Origin of the sequence: Amycolatopsis saalfeldensis (assembly GCF_900110575.1) — a bacterium.
GTDB classification, from domain to species: domain Bacteria; phylum Actinomycetota; class Actinomycetes; order Mycobacteriales; family Pseudonocardiaceae; genus Amycolatopsis; species Amycolatopsis saalfeldensis.
Genome location: NZ_FOEF01000003.1, coordinates 598,211 through 613,705 on the forward strand (window position 1 = coordinate 598,211; position 15,495 = coordinate 613,705).

At 72.4% G+C, this 15,495-nt stretch carries 12 protein-coding genes; 4 read left to right on the forward strand and 8 right to left on the reverse strand.

Going from position 1 to position 15,495, the window contains the following annotated elements; all coding sequences use genetic code 11:
* Positions 1-15: 15 nt before the first annotated feature.
* Positions 16-1,161 (reverse strand): winged helix DNA-binding domain-containing protein, encoded by a 1,146-nt coding sequence (locus tag BMY97_RS10375; protein WP_091615960.1) that lies wholly within the window; start codon positions 1,159-1,161, stop codon positions 16-18.
* 329 nt (positions 1,162-1,490) lie between these two features.
* On the opposite strand from BMY97_RS10375, the gene BMY97_RS10385 reads away from it, so the two are divergent.
* Positions 1,491-2,693: a nucleotide disphospho-sugar-binding domain-containing protein gene (locus tag BMY97_RS10385; RefSeq protein WP_177231261.1), complete on the forward strand. Its 1,203-nt coding sequence runs from the start codon at positions 1,491-1,493 to the stop codon at positions 2,691-2,693.
* Positions 2,694-2,704: 11 nt separating this feature from the next.
* Here the strand turns inward: BMY97_RS10385 and BMY97_RS10390 are convergent, their stop codons facing one another.
* The 4 genes from BMY97_RS10390 to BMY97_RS10405 form a co-directional block, all read right to left on the reverse strand.
* Positions 2,705-3,667: an oxidoreductase gene (locus BMY97_RS10390; protein WP_245787248.1), complete on the reverse strand. Its 963-nt coding sequence runs from the start codon at positions 3,665-3,667 to the stop codon at positions 2,705-2,707.
* A 121-nt stretch (positions 3,668-3,788) separates the two neighbouring features.
* Positions 3,789-4,250, reverse strand: coding sequence for a MarR family winged helix-turn-helix transcriptional regulator (locus BMY97_RS10395; RefSeq protein ID WP_091615968.1), 462 nt, complete (start codon positions 4,248-4,250; stop codon positions 3,789-3,791).
* A 65-nt stretch (positions 4,251-4,315) separates the two neighbouring features.
* Positions 4,316-6,706: an ATP-binding cassette domain-containing protein gene (locus tag BMY97_RS10400; RefSeq protein WP_091615971.1), complete on the reverse strand. Its 2,391-nt coding sequence runs from the start codon at positions 6,704-6,706 to the stop codon at positions 4,316-4,318.
* Positions 6,707-6,763: 57 nt separating this feature from the next.
* Complete coding sequence (locus tag BMY97_RS10405) at positions 6,764-7,114, reverse strand: VOC family protein (RefSeq protein WP_091615974.1); 351 nt, start codon at positions 7,112-7,114, stop codon at positions 6,764-6,766.
* A gap of 207 nt (positions 7,115-7,321) precedes the next feature.
* On the opposite strand from BMY97_RS10405, the gene BMY97_RS10410 reads away from it, so the two are divergent.
* On the forward strand, positions 7,322-10,552 hold the full coding sequence (locus BMY97_RS10410; RefSeq protein ID WP_091615976.1) for a TIM-barrel domain-containing protein: 3,231 nt from the start codon (positions 7,322-7,324) through the stop codon (positions 10,550-10,552).
* Between the two features lie 116 nt (positions 10,553-10,668).
* Here the strand turns inward: BMY97_RS10410 and BMY97_RS10415 are convergent, their stop codons facing one another.
* On the reverse strand, positions 10,669-11,274 hold the full coding sequence (locus BMY97_RS10415) for a TetR/AcrR family transcriptional regulator (protein WP_091615979.1): 606 nt from the start codon (positions 11,272-11,274) through the stop codon (positions 10,669-10,671).
* Between the two features lie 109 nt (positions 11,275-11,383).
* Here BMY97_RS10415 and BMY97_RS10420 point away from each other — a divergent pair, with 109 nt between their 5' ends.
* Together BMY97_RS10420 and BMY97_RS10425 are read left to right on the forward strand one after the other, a co-directional pair.
* On the forward strand, positions 11,384-12,151 hold the full coding sequence (locus BMY97_RS10420) for a class I SAM-dependent methyltransferase (protein ID WP_218156759.1): 768 nt from the start codon (positions 11,384-11,386) through the stop codon (positions 12,149-12,151).
* A gap of 69 nt (positions 12,152-12,220) precedes the next feature.
* On the forward strand, positions 12,221-13,018 hold the full coding sequence (locus tag BMY97_RS10425) for an IclR family transcriptional regulator (RefSeq protein WP_091615984.1): 798 nt from the start codon (positions 12,221-12,223) through the stop codon (positions 13,016-13,018).
* Here BMY97_RS10425 and BMY97_RS10430 read toward each other — a convergent pair.
* Positions 12,991-14,016, reverse strand: a complete 1,026-nt coding sequence (locus BMY97_RS10430) for a hypothetical protein (RefSeq protein ID WP_091615987.1) — start codon at positions 14,014-14,016, stop codon at positions 12,991-12,993. The genes BMY97_RS10425 and BMY97_RS10430 overlap by 28 nt on opposite strands.
* Complete coding sequence (locus BMY97_RS10435) at positions 14,017-15,408, reverse strand: MFS transporter (RefSeq protein ID WP_091615990.1); 1,392 nt, start codon at positions 15,406-15,408, stop codon at positions 14,017-14,019.
* Positions 15,409-15,495 lie beyond the last annotated feature (87 nt).

Consider the following 15,495-nt stretch of genomic DNA (forward strand, 5'->3'; position numbering starts at 1 on the left):
GTCGATACTAGCATGCTAGCAATCGTCTGTGACCACTACTTTTTCCTCAGCGCCGTCGGAGAGGAACGCGGACAGCCGCTGTCCCTCCTCGGTGACGGCGGTGCGGTCGGCCCGGGAGAGGCGGCGCAGGGGGTGGACGGTCACGGTGCCCGCGTCGTCCGTCCAGGTCGCGGAGACCCGGCCGTCGACCAGGACGAAGCGCTCGCCGGCGACGGACAGGCCCCGGTGGGCGTCGTCGATGATGCGGCCGCGGTCGGCGTAACCGAGCACCGCGTTGTCGAACGCGGGCAGGAATCGCACCGGGGCGGGGGTTTCGGGGTCCGGTCGCGGCGAGCCGGGCAGGTCCAGCAGTTCCCGGCCGCGTTCGTCGCGAAAGGACACCAGCTCGTCGCGGATCGCGGCCACCGCGCCCGGCAGCCCGGCGACGCCGCTCCAGCCGCGCAGGTCGGCCGTCGCGGCCGGGCCGTAGGCGGCCAAGTAGCGTCGTGCCAGCGCTTTCCCGGCCGGATCGGCTTTTCCCGCTGGGTCGGCTTTCCCGGCCGGAGCCGGTGCGCCCGTGGAGCCGCCGGACGGCAGCGGGTCGACCTCGCGGCCGAGCCAATCGGACATCGGCAGGTACCGGGCGCCCGCTTTTGTGCGCCACAGCCCGCGCGGCGGCACCTGCACCGCCGGGATGAGGGCCGCGATCAGCATTTCGCCCAGCGCCTGCGGGCCCGGCTCCGGCCAGCGATCGGCGACGGCCCGCGCGAGTTCGCCCATGGTGCGCGGCTCGCCGTCGGCCAGCACCGCGCGGCCGGCCGCCGCGAGCTCGCCGAGGTCCACCCCGGCCAGCTCGCCGCGGTAGGTGCCGAGCACCCGCTGCCGCAGCATGGCGTCGTGCCGCGCCCGCCAGGCCAGTGCGTCGCCGGCGGCCACGAGGTGGACGGTGCGGCGCATCAGGTGCGTCCGCACCACCTCCCGCCCGGTCAGCAGCTCGTCCAGCGAAGCCGGGCCGAACGCGCGCAGCCGCGACCAGAGCCCGGTGAACGGCGCCTGCGGCTCCTGCGCCTGCAGCCCGCCGAGGTGCGTCACGGCGTCGAGCACCGGCAGGCCGGCGCGTTCGAGCAGGAGCTGCCGGGCGAGCGTCGCGCGATTGAGCGCCCGGGCGTCCAGCACGGTCATGCCGGTCCACCCGGCCCACAGAGGTTCACCATGCCGCTTCTTCGTCGATTCCCTTGACTCAATGGGACTTCCGGCCGTACTCGTGCTGGTGCGCGATCGTCCACTGCGGGACCTCGCGGGTGACGAGGTCGGCGCGCTCGGGGTCGAGAGTGGGTGCTCACGGTGGTGGCTTCCTCCGGTCGTGATCGAGTCACCACGATTCTGGCAGGGGAAGCGGACAGGGTGTGGCCGCTACTCGGGGACAGCCGGGAATTTCCGCCGAAAGGCTTCAGCGGCCGCGGTTGCGTGAACGTCTCCGCGGGCGGCGCGGATCTGGCAAGCTCGGGTGGGTGAAGATCCTGTTCTGCTCCGCGCCCGGCTACGGGCTGACCCTGCCGCTGATCCCGTTGATCTGGGCCGCGCGCGCCGCGGGTCACGAGGTGCTGCTGGCCACCACGTCCGAGATGACCGACGCGGGCGCCCGCGCCGGATTGCCGGTCTGCGACGTCTTCCCGCAGCGCGACGTGTGGCACGACCTGATGTCGTCGATCCGGCCGGGGGCCGGGTCGAACGACGACGTGCCGGAGGAGTACCGGCTGGCGCGCGAGGCCGGCAACCCGTTCGGGCTGTTCGTGGTGACCATGACCGAGGGGACGATCAAGGCCGGCCGCGCGTTCGGCGCCGAGCTGGTCGTCTACACCTCCGACCACGCCGCCGGGATGCTGGCGGCCGCGGCGCTCGGCGTGCCGGCGCTGGAGGTCGGCAACCGCGTCTCGTGGTCGATGCGGGACATGGACTGGCGCGAGGCCGGGCGCAACCCGTTCGGCGAGGACGAGGTCAGCGTCATCATGCGGGAGAAGCTCGGGATCGGTGACGCCAAGGCGGAAGTCGTCGCGCGGATCGACCCGCGGGCGCCCAGCATGGGCGGGATGGGCGCGGGCGAGGAGCACGCCGACGAGCGCGACGGCGTGCCGTGGTGGCCGATGCGGTTCGTGCCCTACAACGGCGGAACCGTGGTCCCGGAGTGGGCGCTGCACCGCCCGGAGCGGCCGAGGGTAGCGGTCACGCTCGGCACGGTGGTGCCGGCGATGTCCGGGGTCAGCAGCCTGCGCGTGGTGATCGAGGCGCTCGGCGGGATGGACGTCGACGTGGTGCTCGCCGCCGGCACGGCCGACCTGACCGGCCTCGGCGAGCTGCCGTCCAATGTGGACTCGGTCGGTTTCCTGCCGCTGTCGGCGTTCCTGCCGACCTGCGCGGCGATCGTGCACCACGGCGGCTCGGGCACCACCGCGGCGCCGCTGTTCTACGGGATCCCGCAGCTGGTGCTGCCGGCGTTCGCGGACAACCCGATGTCGGCGCAGCGCGTCGCCGACCGCGGGGTGGGCCTGACCCACGATCCGGCCACTGTGGACGTCGCCACCGTCCGCGCCATGGTCGGGCGGCTGCTGGAGGAGGAGGCCTTCCGCACCGCGGCCACGCAGGTCCGCGACGAGATGGCCACCCAGCCCAGCCCGAGCGCCGTCCTGGAGCGGGTGGTCGGCGCGCTCGGCTGAGCCCCGGCCGGTCAGCGGAACGAGTACCGGACGCCGGTGAGTTCCGCGGAGATCTCCCAGAGCCTCGCGGCGGCGTCCGGGTCGGTGGCGCGGGGGCCGGGCCGCAGCGGGACCGGCGGGCCGTACATCCCGCTGCGCCCGCCCGGCCCGAAGAACTGGCCGCCCTCGACGTCCGGCGCGGTCGCGGCGCGCAGCTGGCTCGCCGCGCCGCGCCCGACCGGCTGCGCCACCAGCGCGTTGCCCACGCGCAGCAGCAGCCCGGCGAACCCGCGCGCACCGGACGAAGGCAGGTTCGTCGAGGTGAACCCCGGGTGCGCCAGCACACTCGCCACCGGCACCGCGTCCGCGCGCAGCCGCCGGTCCAGCTCGAGTCCGAAGAGGACATTCGCGAACTTGGACTGCCGGTACGCCTTCAGCGGCCGGTACACCCGTGCGCCGTGGAGGTCGTCGAAGTCGATCGACCCGTCGCGGTAGGCCTCCGAACTGACCGTGACGACTCGAGCGCCGGTGCCCCGCCGCAACAGGGGCAGCAGCAACCCGGTCAGCGCGAAGTGCCCGAGGTGGTTGACCCCGAACTGCGACTCGAACCCCTGCGCGGTCAGCGAACGCCCCGGCATCCCGATGCCCGCGTTGTTGACCAGCAGATCGATCGGCCGCCCGCGCGCGCCGAGCGTGGCGGCGAACTCGCGCACGGAGCCGAGGTCCGCGAGGTCGAGGCGCAGCATCTCCAACTCCCCGGCGCCCTCTGCGCGCAACCGCCCAAGCGCGGCGAGCCCCCGGCCTTCGTCGCGCGAGGCCATGACCACGTGCGCGCCGCGGGCCGCCAGCACCCGGCAGGTCTCGTACCCGAGCCCGCTGTTGGCGCCGGTGACCACGGCCGTACGCCCGCTCTGGTCCGGGATTTCGGCTGCCGTCCACCGGGTCCCCGCGCCACGGGAATTGCTCACCGCGCGCGGCGAGGCTGCACTGGCCACGCGAAGAGGGCCAGGTACAGCGGGACGATGCGGAAGGCCGCCAAGGTGTCCATCTGCCCGACGGTACCGTGGCCCCGGGCTTTCGCCGAGCGTGTTCTGCCGCGCGGCGACCGCCCCGGAATCAGGTGCCGGTGTGCCGCCGCTGGTGTTCGGTGATGTCGGTGAACAGCTGCTTGAAGCGGTCGTACTCCGTGCGGCCGAGGCGGCGGGCGTGGCGTTGCTGGATGGTCGCCATGATGGCGTCCGCCGCCTCGGACTGGGCCAGGCCGCGGGCGGTGGGGCAGACCAGCTTCGCGCGGCGGTCGCGGGGGTCGGGGCGCCGGCGGACGTAGCCGAGGGCTTCCAGTTCGTCGATCAGGGTGCCGATGATCTGCTTGTGCTGCCCCGAAAGCCGGGCCAGGTCGGTGGCGCGGACGCCGTCCGGGTCGAGGTAGGCGAGCACGGCGCCGTGGCGGTGGTTCAGGTCGTCGAAGCCCCGTGCGGCCAGCTCGGTGAACAGCTCCCGCTGCACCGCGAACAGCAGCCGGCCCGCCAGCACGCCCAGATCGGGATCCGTCGCGTTCCGCTCGGCGCGGGTGACCATCCGCCGTTCTCCCCTCGGCCGGCCGATTTCCCGCCCACCTTACCGGCCGCCGCGTTCGGTGATCATCAGCCGCCGACGTAGGCGGCCAGGTGCTCGCCGGTGAGCGTGGAGCGGTCGGCCACGAGTTCGGCGGGCGTGCCCTCGAAGACGATCCGGCCGCCGTCGTGGCCGGCGCCGGGGCCGAGGTCGATGATCCAGTCGGCGTGCGCCATCACCGCCTGGTGGTGCTCGATCACGAGCACCGACTTGCCCGCGTCGACGAGCCGGTCGAGCAGGGCGAGCAGCTGCTCGACGTCGGCCAGGTGGAGGCCGGTGGTCGGCTCGTCGAGGATGTAGACGCCGGCCTTGTCGGTCATGTGGGTGGCCAGCTTGAGCCGCTGCCGCTCGCCGCCGGACAGCGTGGTGAGCGGCTGGCCGAGGCTGAGGTAGCCGAGCCCGACGTCGGACAGGTGGGTGAGGATCTTGTGCGCCGCCGGGATCTTCGCGTCGCCCTCGCCGAAGAACCCGGCCGCCTCGGCCACCGGCATGGCGAGCACCTGGCTGATGTCCTTGCCGCCGAAGGTGTATTCGAGCACCTCGGCCATGAACCGCCGGCCCTCGCACACCTCGCAGGTGGTGGCGACGCCGGCCATCATCGCCAGGTCGGTGTAGATGACGCCGGCGCCGTTGCAGGCCGGGCAGGCACCCTCGGAATTGGCGCTGAACAGGGCCGGCTTCACCCCGTTGGCCTTGGCGAACGCCTTGCGGATCGGCTCGAGCAGCCCGGTGTAGGTCGCCGGGTTGCTGCGCCGCGAACCGCGGATGGGGGTCTGGTCGACCGCCACCACGCCCTCGCCTTCCGCGACCGAGCCGTGGATCAGGGAGCTCTTGCCCGACCCGGCCACGCCGGTGATCACGGTCAGCACGCCGAGCGGCAGGTCGACGTCGACGTTCTGCAGGTTGTGGGTGTCCGCGCCGCGGACCTCCAGCGCCCCGGTCGGCTTCCGCACCGACGGCTTCAGCGACGCCCGGTCGTCGAGGTGCCGCCCGGTCAGGGTCCCGCTGTTCCGCAGCCCGTCGACGGTGCCCTCGAACACCACCTCCCCGCCGCCCGCGCCCGCGGCGGGACCGAGGTCGACGACGTGGTCGGCGATCGCGATCGCCTCCGGCTTGTGCTCGACGACCAGCACGGTGTTGCCCTTGTCCCGCAGCTGGAGCAGCAGGGCGTTCATCCGCTCGATGTCGTGCGGGTGCAGCCCGATCGTCGGCTCGTCGAACACGTAGGTGACGTCGGTGAGCGACGACCCGAGGTGGCGGATCATCTTGGTGCGCTGGGCTTCGCCGCCCGAGAGCGTGCCCGCCGGGCGGTCGAGGCTCAGGTAGCCCAGACCGATCTCGGTGAACGAGTCCAGCGTGTGGCGCAGCGAGCCCAGCAGCGGCGCGACCGACGGCTCGTCCAGCTTCCGCACCCACTCGGCGAGGTCGCTGATCTGCATCGCGCACGCGTCGGCGATGCTGGTGCCGTTGATCTTCGACGAGCGGGCCAGCTCGCTCAGGCGGGTGCCGTCGCAGTCGGGGCAGACGGTGAAGGTGACCGCCCGCTCCACGAAGGCGCGGATGTGCGGCTGCAGGGAGTCGACGTCCTTGGACAGCATCGACTTCTGCAGCTTCGGGATCAGCCCCTCGTAGGTCAGGTTGATCCCGTCGACCTTGATCTTGGTCGGCTCCTTGTAGAGCAGGTCCTGCAGCTCCCGCTTGGTGAACTTGCGGATCGGCTTGTCCATGTCGAAGAAGCCGGAGCCGCCGAAGATCCGGCCGTACCAGCCGTCCATGCTGTAGCCGGGGACGCTGAGCGCGCCCTCGCTGAGCGACTTGCCCTCGTCGTAGATCTGCGTGAGGTCGATGTCGTTGACCGAGCCGCGGCCCTCGCAGCGCGGGCACATGCCGCCGATGATGCTGAAGCTGCGGCGTTCCTTCGTGCTCCGCCCGGCGCGCTCCACGGTGACCGCGCCCGCCCCGCTGATCGAAGCGACGTTGAACGAAAACGCCTGGGACGAGCCGATGTGCGGGGTGCCGAGCCGGCTGAACAGGATGCGCAGCATCGCGTTCGCGTCGGTGGCGGTGCCGACGGTGGAGCGCGGGTCGGCGCCCATGCGCTGCTGGTCGACGATGATCGCCGTGGTCAGCCCTTCGAGGACGTCGACGTCGGGCCGCGCCAGCGCCGGCATGAAGCCCTGCACGAACGCGCTGTAGGTCTCGTTGATCATCCGCTGCGACTCCGCGGCGATCGTGCTGAACACCAGTGAGCTCTTGCCCGAGCCGGAGACGCCGGTGAACACCGTCAGCCGCCGCTTCGGGAGCACGACGCTGACGTCCTTCAGGTTGTTCACCCGGGCGCCGTGCACGCGGATCAGGTCGTGGCGGTCGGCCTCGTGCGGCGCCGCCGACTGCGGGCCCGGCTTGGCGGTCTTGCTCATCGGTGTCTCCGTCTCGTGCTACGTCGCTGGCTCATCTAAGCAGGTCCGGGCGGGTCCTCAGCTGTCCTGGAGTAGCCCGAGCACGTTGCCGTCGGCGTCGGTGACGGTGGCCACGCGGCGGCCGGGCCCGACCTCGCGCGCGGCGTCCTGCACGGTGGCGCCCGCGGCGGTCAGCTCGGCCAGCTTCGCCTCGATGTCGGCCACCTCCCAGTAGGCCACCGGCGAGGTCATGGCCTGCGGGCCGCCCTTGGGCACGAGCCCGATGTGCTGGCCGCCGGCCTCGAACCCGACGTAGTAGGGCGAGTCGGCGCTCGGCTCGACACCGAGCAGCACGGTGTACACGGCCTTGGCCTTCTCCAGGTCGGAAACGGGGTGCAGCACGGTCTTGATGCCGGGGGTGGCGTCCATGAGTGGCTCCTGGATTCGTGGTCGGTTCTGTGGTCGCCAACGCTAGGCGGGGCCCGGGGGCGGCGCTTCTCGATTCCTGATCGTTTGTCAGGACGGCGGACAGCTTCCCCGGCGGCGCTGGACAGCGCCCGACCCCCGCTGCGATTCTGGGTGCGGATTTCCAACGTTGTAAAAGCGCGGGGGCTGCCCCCGGGATGGAGTCAAACGGTGAAAACGCGCACCGTGCGTCGGCTGGCCCGGTCCCTTCGGAGAAAGATCGCGGTGGCCGCCGCGGTGGCGGTCGCCGTGACAGCTGCGCCGGCCGTCGCGCTGGCGGACCCGGCCGCGCAGCTCGCGGCGGCGACCGTATCGGCCGGGGACGCGCGGTTCATCGTCCTTTCCCCGACGCTGATCCGGACCGAGTACGCCGGCGACGGCAAGTTCACCGATCAGGCGACGTTCAACGCCATCGGCCGCTCCTCCTTCCGGCGGACGCCGTTCACCACCCGCGTTTCCGGCGATCTGCTCACCGTCAGCACCAGCGCGATGACCCTGACCTACGAGAAGGGCTCCGGCCCGTTCTCCGCGAAGAACCTGAGCGTGCGGCTCAAAGCCGGCGCGCAGCCGGTGACCGCGGCGCCGTGGCAGCACTTGATCTGCGCGGCCGGCGCGCTGTGCGAGGCGGAGGACCTGGCGTACGGCGGGGTCAGCGTCGCGACCGACCACTCCGGCTACGGGGGCAGCGGCTTCCTGGCCGGGTTCCAGGGCCAGGGGAGCCGGGCCTCCGCGGACGTCGACGTCGCGACCGCGGGCACGTACCAGTTCGACCTGCGGTACGCGAACGCCGTCGCCGGGGACGGCCAGCACACGACGCGCACGCTCTCGCTTTCGGTCGACGGCGGGGCGAACCGGACGGTGAGCCTGCCGCCCACCGACACCTGGGACACCTGGGCGCTCGTCGCCGCGAAGCTCTCGCTCGCCGCCGGCCGCCACACGATCACGCTGACCCGCACGGCCGCCGACTCCGGCAACGTGAACGTCGACAGCGTCGCGCTGGTGGCCCCGGACGCGCCGTACCCGTCCGCCGCCGCGCGGGCGGTCACCGACTGTCCTTTCGGGACCTCCTGCGAGGCCGAGGTGGGGCGCCCGGCCGGGTCGGCCAGCCGTGCGACCGACCACCAGGGCTTCTCCGGCAACGGTTTCCTCGCCGGGCTGAACCAGGGCGCGGGCCTGACCGAGCCGGTGGTGAACGTGCCCGCGGACGGCACGTACGCGGTGCAGGTCCGCTACGCCAACGGCCTCGGCGGCGACGGCCTCCACCAGGACCGGACCGCGACCGTCTCGGCCGGCGGTGCGACACAGCAGCTGACCTTGCCCGCCACGAAGGACTGGGACACCTGGGCCACCGCCTCGGTGACGGTCCCGCTCAAGGCCGGCGCGAACGACCTCGTGTTCGGCTGCCCGGACGCCGTCTCCTGCCACGTCAACCTCGACACGGTCGCCGTGACGGCGGCCGGCGCGCCCGCTCCGGCGCCGCACCTGGCGCTCGGCGGCTACCGTCGCGGGCTCGACGGCTACAACGGTGACAACGGCGCCCCGGGCACCACGCCGGGCCTGCTGAACCGCGACGGCTGGTACCTGCTGGACGACACCGCTTCAGCGCTGTACGACCCGGCCACCCGCCAGGTCACCCCGCGGCCCGGGCACGGCGGGCAGTCCTATCAGGACGGTTACCTGTTCGGCTACGGCCACGACTACCAGCAGGGCCTCGGCGACCTCGCCACCCTGACCGGACCGCCGGAGCTGCTGCCGCGCTGGGCGTACGGCGTCTGGTACTCCGAGTACTTCGACCGCACCGCGGCCGACTACCGCGACACCATCCTGCCGCGCTTCCGCGCCGAAAACGTGCCGCTGGACGTGCTGGTCACCGACACCGACTTCAAGGCACCCGACACCTGGGACGGCTGGTCGATGGACCGCACGAAGTTCCCCGACCCCAAGGGCTTCTTCGACTGGTCGGCGTCACAGGGGCTGCACAACACGCTCAACATCCACCCCAGCATCAAGAGCTCCGACCCGAAGTTCGCGCAGGCGCAGGCCACCGCGAAGGGCAAGCTGGCCGGCTGCGGTGGCGACTGCCACGCCTTCGACTGGGGCGACCCGGACCAGCTCAAGGCGTACCTGGACCTGCACCAGGAGATGGAGGCCCAGGGCAACGACTTCTGGTGGCTCGACTGGTGCTGTGACAACTCGCAGTCCTCTTTGGACGGCGTCACCCCCGACGCGTGGATCAACCAGCAGTACGCCACCGACGCCGACAAGACCGTCGGCCGCGGGTTCGTCATCTCCCGCGCGTACGGCTCGCTGCAGGCCGGCGGTTACGGCAACCCGGGCGCCCTGCCGACCGGGCCGTGGGCGGACAAGCGCAGCACCATCCACTTCACCGGGGACACCGCGTCGACCTGGGGCACGCTGAAGGCCGAGGTCGGCTACACGCCAGGGGAGGCGGTGGCCACCGGGATGTCCGCGATCAGCCACGACATCGGCGGCCACGTGGACACCACCGGCCTGCCGGGCTCCGAGACCTACGTCAGCGGCGGGCAGACGCACCAGAGCACCAAGCTGCCCGACGACATGTACGCGCGCTGGGTGCAGCTCGGCACCTTCCAGCCGGTGGACCGCCTGCACAGCAACCACAGCGACCGGCTGCCCTGGCAGTACGGGGCCGAGGCGAAGGCGTCGGCGGAGAAGTTCCTGGTGCTGCGCGAAGACCTCGTGCCCTACACCTACACGCTGGCCCAGCAGGCGGCCGCGACCGGCGTCCCCGTCGTCCGCCCGGCCTACCTCCAGTACCCGGAGGAGGAGAACGCCTACGCGACCGCGGGCAGTGAGTACCTCTACGGCCCGGACATGCTGGTCGCGCCGGTGACCACCCCGGGCTCGTCGGCGACCACCTCGGTCTGGTTCCCGCCGGGGCAGTGGACCGACTACTTCACCGGCCGGACCTACGCGGGCGGCACCACGCAGGACGTGACCACCGGCCTCGGCTCGATGCCGGTGTTCGTCCGCGCGGGCGGGATCGTGGCGACGCGGACCAATCATGTCGCCAACGACGTCCAGAACCCGCTCGACCGCGTCACCCTGACCGTGGCGGCCGGCGCGCCCGGCACGTTCAGCCTGTACGAGGACAATGGCACCAACGCGAAGCAGAACTCGACCACGGCGGTCCACGCGAGCGGGCACAGCGTCCGGATCGACGGGGCCAGGGGATCGTTCGCGGGACAGCCGAAGAGTCGCGTGTGGACGGTGTCGATCCTGGGGGCCACGGCCCCGGCGCAGGTGACCGCGGACGGGCGGAAGCTGCCGTCGTCCGCCTGGCACTGGGACGCCGCGGCGCACAAGCTGACAGTGGAGCTGCCCCGGCGTGACGTCCATGCGCCGGTGACAGTGACTTACTGACGCTTGGTGAACCGCTGGGTCTTGGCGATGTCCTGGCGGCGACGGGGCTTCCAGAACGTGGCCGGTCACCACCGCCCTCAAACGCCACAGCGGGGCTCTTCGGCCCGGGAGTGATCTCAGCGGAGGCGTCGCTGGAGGACGTCGGCGAGGACTGCGGTCACGACCTTGCCGACGTCTTCCGGCTGGGCGCTGTCCAGCCGGTCTCCGGCGGCGAACAGGAGATGCCCGGCGCCGGTCAGCGAGAGGGCCAGTGACGCGGTGTCGGCGTCGGCGGCGATGCGGCCCAGTTCGCGCTCGCCGGTGAGGTAGGCGGCGAGCATGGCGCTCGCTTCGACGAGGACCGGGATGCCTTGGGCCGGGCCGGTTTCGCGCAGCCGGGCACGCAGCTCGTCGCGGAAGATGACGAGGCTGACGATGGCCACGACGAGCGGGTCGAACAACTCCGTCAACGCGTTGGCGACGTTGCCGGCGACGCTGCCGATCCCGGCCGACGCCCGCAGGAGCGCGGCCTGGTCCTCGACCCGGGCGACGCGGTCGCGCACGAGTTCGGCGAGGAAGGCGTCGAAGTCGGGGAAGTGCCGGTGCAGGACGCCCTTGGCGACCCCGGCCTCGGCCGTCACCGCGCGGCTGGTCAGCGCCTCCGGCCCGTCGCGCAGCAAAACCCGTTGCGCGGCAACGAAAAGCTGCTGGCGAGCGTCGCGGATGTGGATCCCGGTCGGCACTGGTCTGGCCTCCGCCTTGTTTGAGTGGGCACGTGCCCACTATGGTGGGCGCATGCCCACTTTACCGGAGCCGACCCCGCCGCCCGCCGAGTCGCACCAGCACCGCGGCATGGCCGAGTCGTTCGGCGTGGATCCCGCGCGGTACGACCGGGCCCGGCCCCGTTATCCGGACGCGCTGGTGCAGCGGATCGTCAGCGCCAGTCCCGGGCGTGACGTCCTCGACGTCGGCTGCGGCACCGGCATCGGCGCCCGCCAGTTCCAGGCGGCGGGGTGCGCGGTGCTGGGCGTCGACCCGGACGCGCGGATGGCGGAGTTCGCGCGGGGGACCGGGGTCGAGGCCGAGGTGGCGAAGTTCGAAACCTGGGAGCCGGCCGGGCGGGTGTTCGACGCGGTGGTCGCCGGGCAGTCCTGGCACTGGGTGGACCCGGTCGCGGGCGCGGCCAAGGCGGCCCGCGTCCTGCGGCCCGGCGGCCGGCTGGCGGTGTTCGGCCACGTGTTCGCCGCCCCGCCCGAGGTCCAGGCGGCCTTCGCCGAGGTCTACCGGCGGCTGGTGCCGGACTCGCCGCTGAACTCCGCGCCGTCCCGGACCCCGCTGGAGACCTACCAGGCGATGTTCGCCCACGCGGCCGACGGTTTCCGCGAGGCGGGCGGCTTCGGCGAACCGGAGCAGTGGCGGTTCGACTGGGAGCAGTCCTACACCCGCGACGAGTGGCTCGACCACCTGCCGACCACCGGCGTCCTCACCCGCCTGCCGCCGGACCGGCTGGCCGAGGTGCTGCACGTGGTCGGCGCCGCCATCGACGGACTCGGCGGCGGTTTCACCCTGCCGTACACCACCTTGGCCGCCACGGCCGTGCGCAGCAGTGCCGTCGGGTAGCCTGACAGGCGCGTTCACGAAGTGAACATCGTCTTCAAGCCCAGGAGCAACACCCGAAGGGAGAGTCCCGTGACCAAGTCGACGCGGGCGCCGGAGGGGGGCCGCGCGGATCGTGGCGACCAGGCGGACATCCAGGCCGTCAGCCGGGTCAGCCAGATCCTTTCGCTGTTCGACCCGGCGACGCCGGAGGTGACCGCGGCGGCGGTCGCCGAGCGGCTCGGGCTCAATCGCACCACCGCTTACCGCTACTGCACTTCGCTGGTGGCCGCCGGGTTGCTCGAGCGCAGCGCCGAGGGCGGTTACGTGCCCGGCGGGCTGCTGCTGCAGCTGGGCGCCTTCGCCATCGGCCACCGGCGCGTGATCAGCCTGGCGCCGCGGCACATGCAAGCGCTTTCCCGCGCCACGCAGACCAGCGTGGTTCTCAGCCTCTGGGGCCTCACCGGCCCGGTGGTCTCCCGGGTCGAGGAAAACGTCTCCACCATCGTGGTGGTGTCCGTGCGGGTCGGCAGCCACCTGCCGCTGGACACCGCGCAGAGCAAGGTCTTCCTCGCCTACCACGCCGACCAGCTGTCCATGGAGCGCCTGATGGCCAACCTTTCCGGCCCGGCCCGGGACGAGCTGCGCGCCGACGTCGAGCGGGTCCGCGCCGTCGGCCACTGCTCCGCGATGAGCACCCCCGGCGTCGTCGCGGTGGCCGCGCCGGTGTTCGACGAGTACGGCATCTGCGCCACCATCGCCATTGTCGGCCCGGACAACACGCTGTCGATGTCCGACGACGCCCCGGAACTGCGCGTGGTCGTGGGCGCCGCGCGCGAGCTCACCGAGGAGCTGGGCGGGTACTACCGGCCCGACCAGCGCGCGGTGTAGGGCAGCCACGCGGGCGGCCGCACCGGCGGGACGTCCGCGTACGAGCGGGTCCTGGCGAGCGCGCTGCCGACGAATTCTTCCGCGCCACCACCGAGATAGGCCCTCACCCCGGCGACCAGTCCCGTGAGCACCGCGGGCCCGCCGATCCACAATGCGGTGACGACCTCGACGGCGCGGGCGCCCGCGGCGAGGAACCGCAGCACGTCGGTCACGGTGCGCGCGCCGTTGGTGCCGATCAGCGGAACGTCCAGTGCCGCATAGGTTTTGCCGACCCAGTACAGGCTCATCGGCAGGCAGCCCGGTGAGCTCCAGGCGCCCCAGGACCCGAGCGCCGCGCCGCCCTCGAGGTCGGGCAGGAAACCCGGGTAACGGCCGACCAGCCCGACCGCGTCCGCGCCGGCCGACCGCGCGGCCCGGGCCAGCGCGACGACGTCGGACGCCTGCCCGGGCAGCTTGACGAACAACGGCACGTCGACGGCGGCCCGCACGGTCCGCACCGCGTCGTGGACCGCGTCCACTTCGGTCAGTTGCCGCACCGCGCTCGCCTCACGGCCGTGCGGGGCGCCGATGTTGAGCTCGACGGCGGGCACGACTTCCGCCATCGCCCGTCCGATGCGGGCGGCCGCGCCCGCGTCGGCGAGGGTGATGCTGCCGATCACCGGGCAGCCGCGGGCCGCGCCGTGCCCGGCGCCCGCGGCCAGGATGTCGAGCCAGTCGTCCAGGTCCACCTGCGCCAGCCCGGAGCGGTTCAGCAGGCCGTCGCCGGGCCGCGCCGAGCCCGCGGGCCGGACCCGCCCGTCGCCGGAGACGAAGGCGTAGTCCGCGATGTCCAGCTGGCGCCGGGCGGCGGCGCTCTCGTTCACCGACTTCGCCACCACCGCCCCGGCGCCCGCGTCCACGCAGGCGATCAGGCCTTCGCGGGTCATGGTCAGCTCGGACGAGCCGACCCACACCGGGTTGGCGGTGACGAGGCCGCCGACCTCCGTGCGTCCGTCCATTCAGGACAGTGCCGGGATCGTGCTGTCGTCGTCCATGTCGACGTCCTTGGTCTCCGGGCCGAGGAAGCCGCCGACGCAGATCAGCACGCCGGCCAGCACGATCAGCACGCCGGGGGCGAGGTGCGCGGGCATGACGCCGTCGAACTGCTGGAGGTAGAACTGGTAGAAGGCGGGCGCGATCAGCGCGAGGCTGTAGCCGACGCCGTAGCCGGTGGACCGGATGCTCGCCGGGAACCGCTCGGTCAGGTACGCCGCGATCGGGCCGAAGGTGCCGACGGTGAAGACGCCGATCAGCACCCCCCAGCCGAGCGCCGCGCCGAATCCGCCGCGGGACACCATCAGCAGCGTGTACGAGCCCGCGCCGATCACCGCGACCGCCAGGCCGTAGCCGATGTAGAAGCGCCTTCGCCCGATGCGCTGCGACAGGATGCCGAGCAGCGGGTAGGACAGCGCGGCGGCGGCGTTGATCACCAGCATGGTCAGCGTGACCTGCGAGCTGGACAGCAGCAGGTGCGACTTCAGCTGCGCCGGGGTCACGGCGGCTTCCATGTTGGTCGCCAGCCAGGTGCCGGTCATCAGCACGAAGACCTGCGCCAGCGCCTTCGGGTACCGCGAGACCAGGCGGACCAGCGGCAGCTTGTGCTTCTCGCCGGTCAGCTCGGACGGCGGCTCGTGCACCTGCTTGAGGTAGTAGCGGAACAGCACGGCCGCCAGCACCGCGCCGGCCAGGAACGGCACCCGCCAGCCCCACTGCACGTACGCGCTGTGGAGCCCGGCCGACGGCATGAATGCCAGCAGCGCCAGCGTGATCGCGGCGATCACCGCGTACGCGGCGGGGGAGGTCGAGGTGATGATCGAGGCGTACAGGCCGCGTTTGTGCTTCGGGCTCCACTCCATCGCCAACGGCACCGCGGTCGTGTACTCGCCGCCGAGGAAGATCCCGTCGACGAACCGCAACGCGATCAGCAGGCCGACCGACCACATGCCGATCGTCTCCTGGCCCGGCAGGCAGGCGGTGACCAGGGTGATCACGCCGAAGCCGCCGACCGCGACCAGCGTCGTGCGCTTGCGCCCGACGGTGTCGGCGAAGTGGCCGAAGATCACCGCGCCGAGCGGGCGGCCGATGAGGGTCGAGGCGAACACCAGCGACGAGAGCAGGGCGGTGGTGCTCAGGCTCAGGTTCGCCGCCTGGAAGTAGGCCGTCGCCGGCGCCAGCACCACGATCGGCAGGTAGATGTCGAACTGGTCGACGAAGTAGGCGAGCGTCCCGCCGCGCACCGCGGCGCGCACCTTGGCGAGGTCGGGACTGTGCGGGGCGCCGGTCCGGGGCTCCGGGACCGCCGGACGCGGCTGCGCGGCGGGGGAGGGTGTGGCGGGGGGCGGTGCGGACATCGTCGTCCTCCAAGGTCTGCTGCCGGCTACCCGCAGCTCACGAGTGACCACAACCGGTGCATTTTCGAACTTAAAGTTCACAAAGTG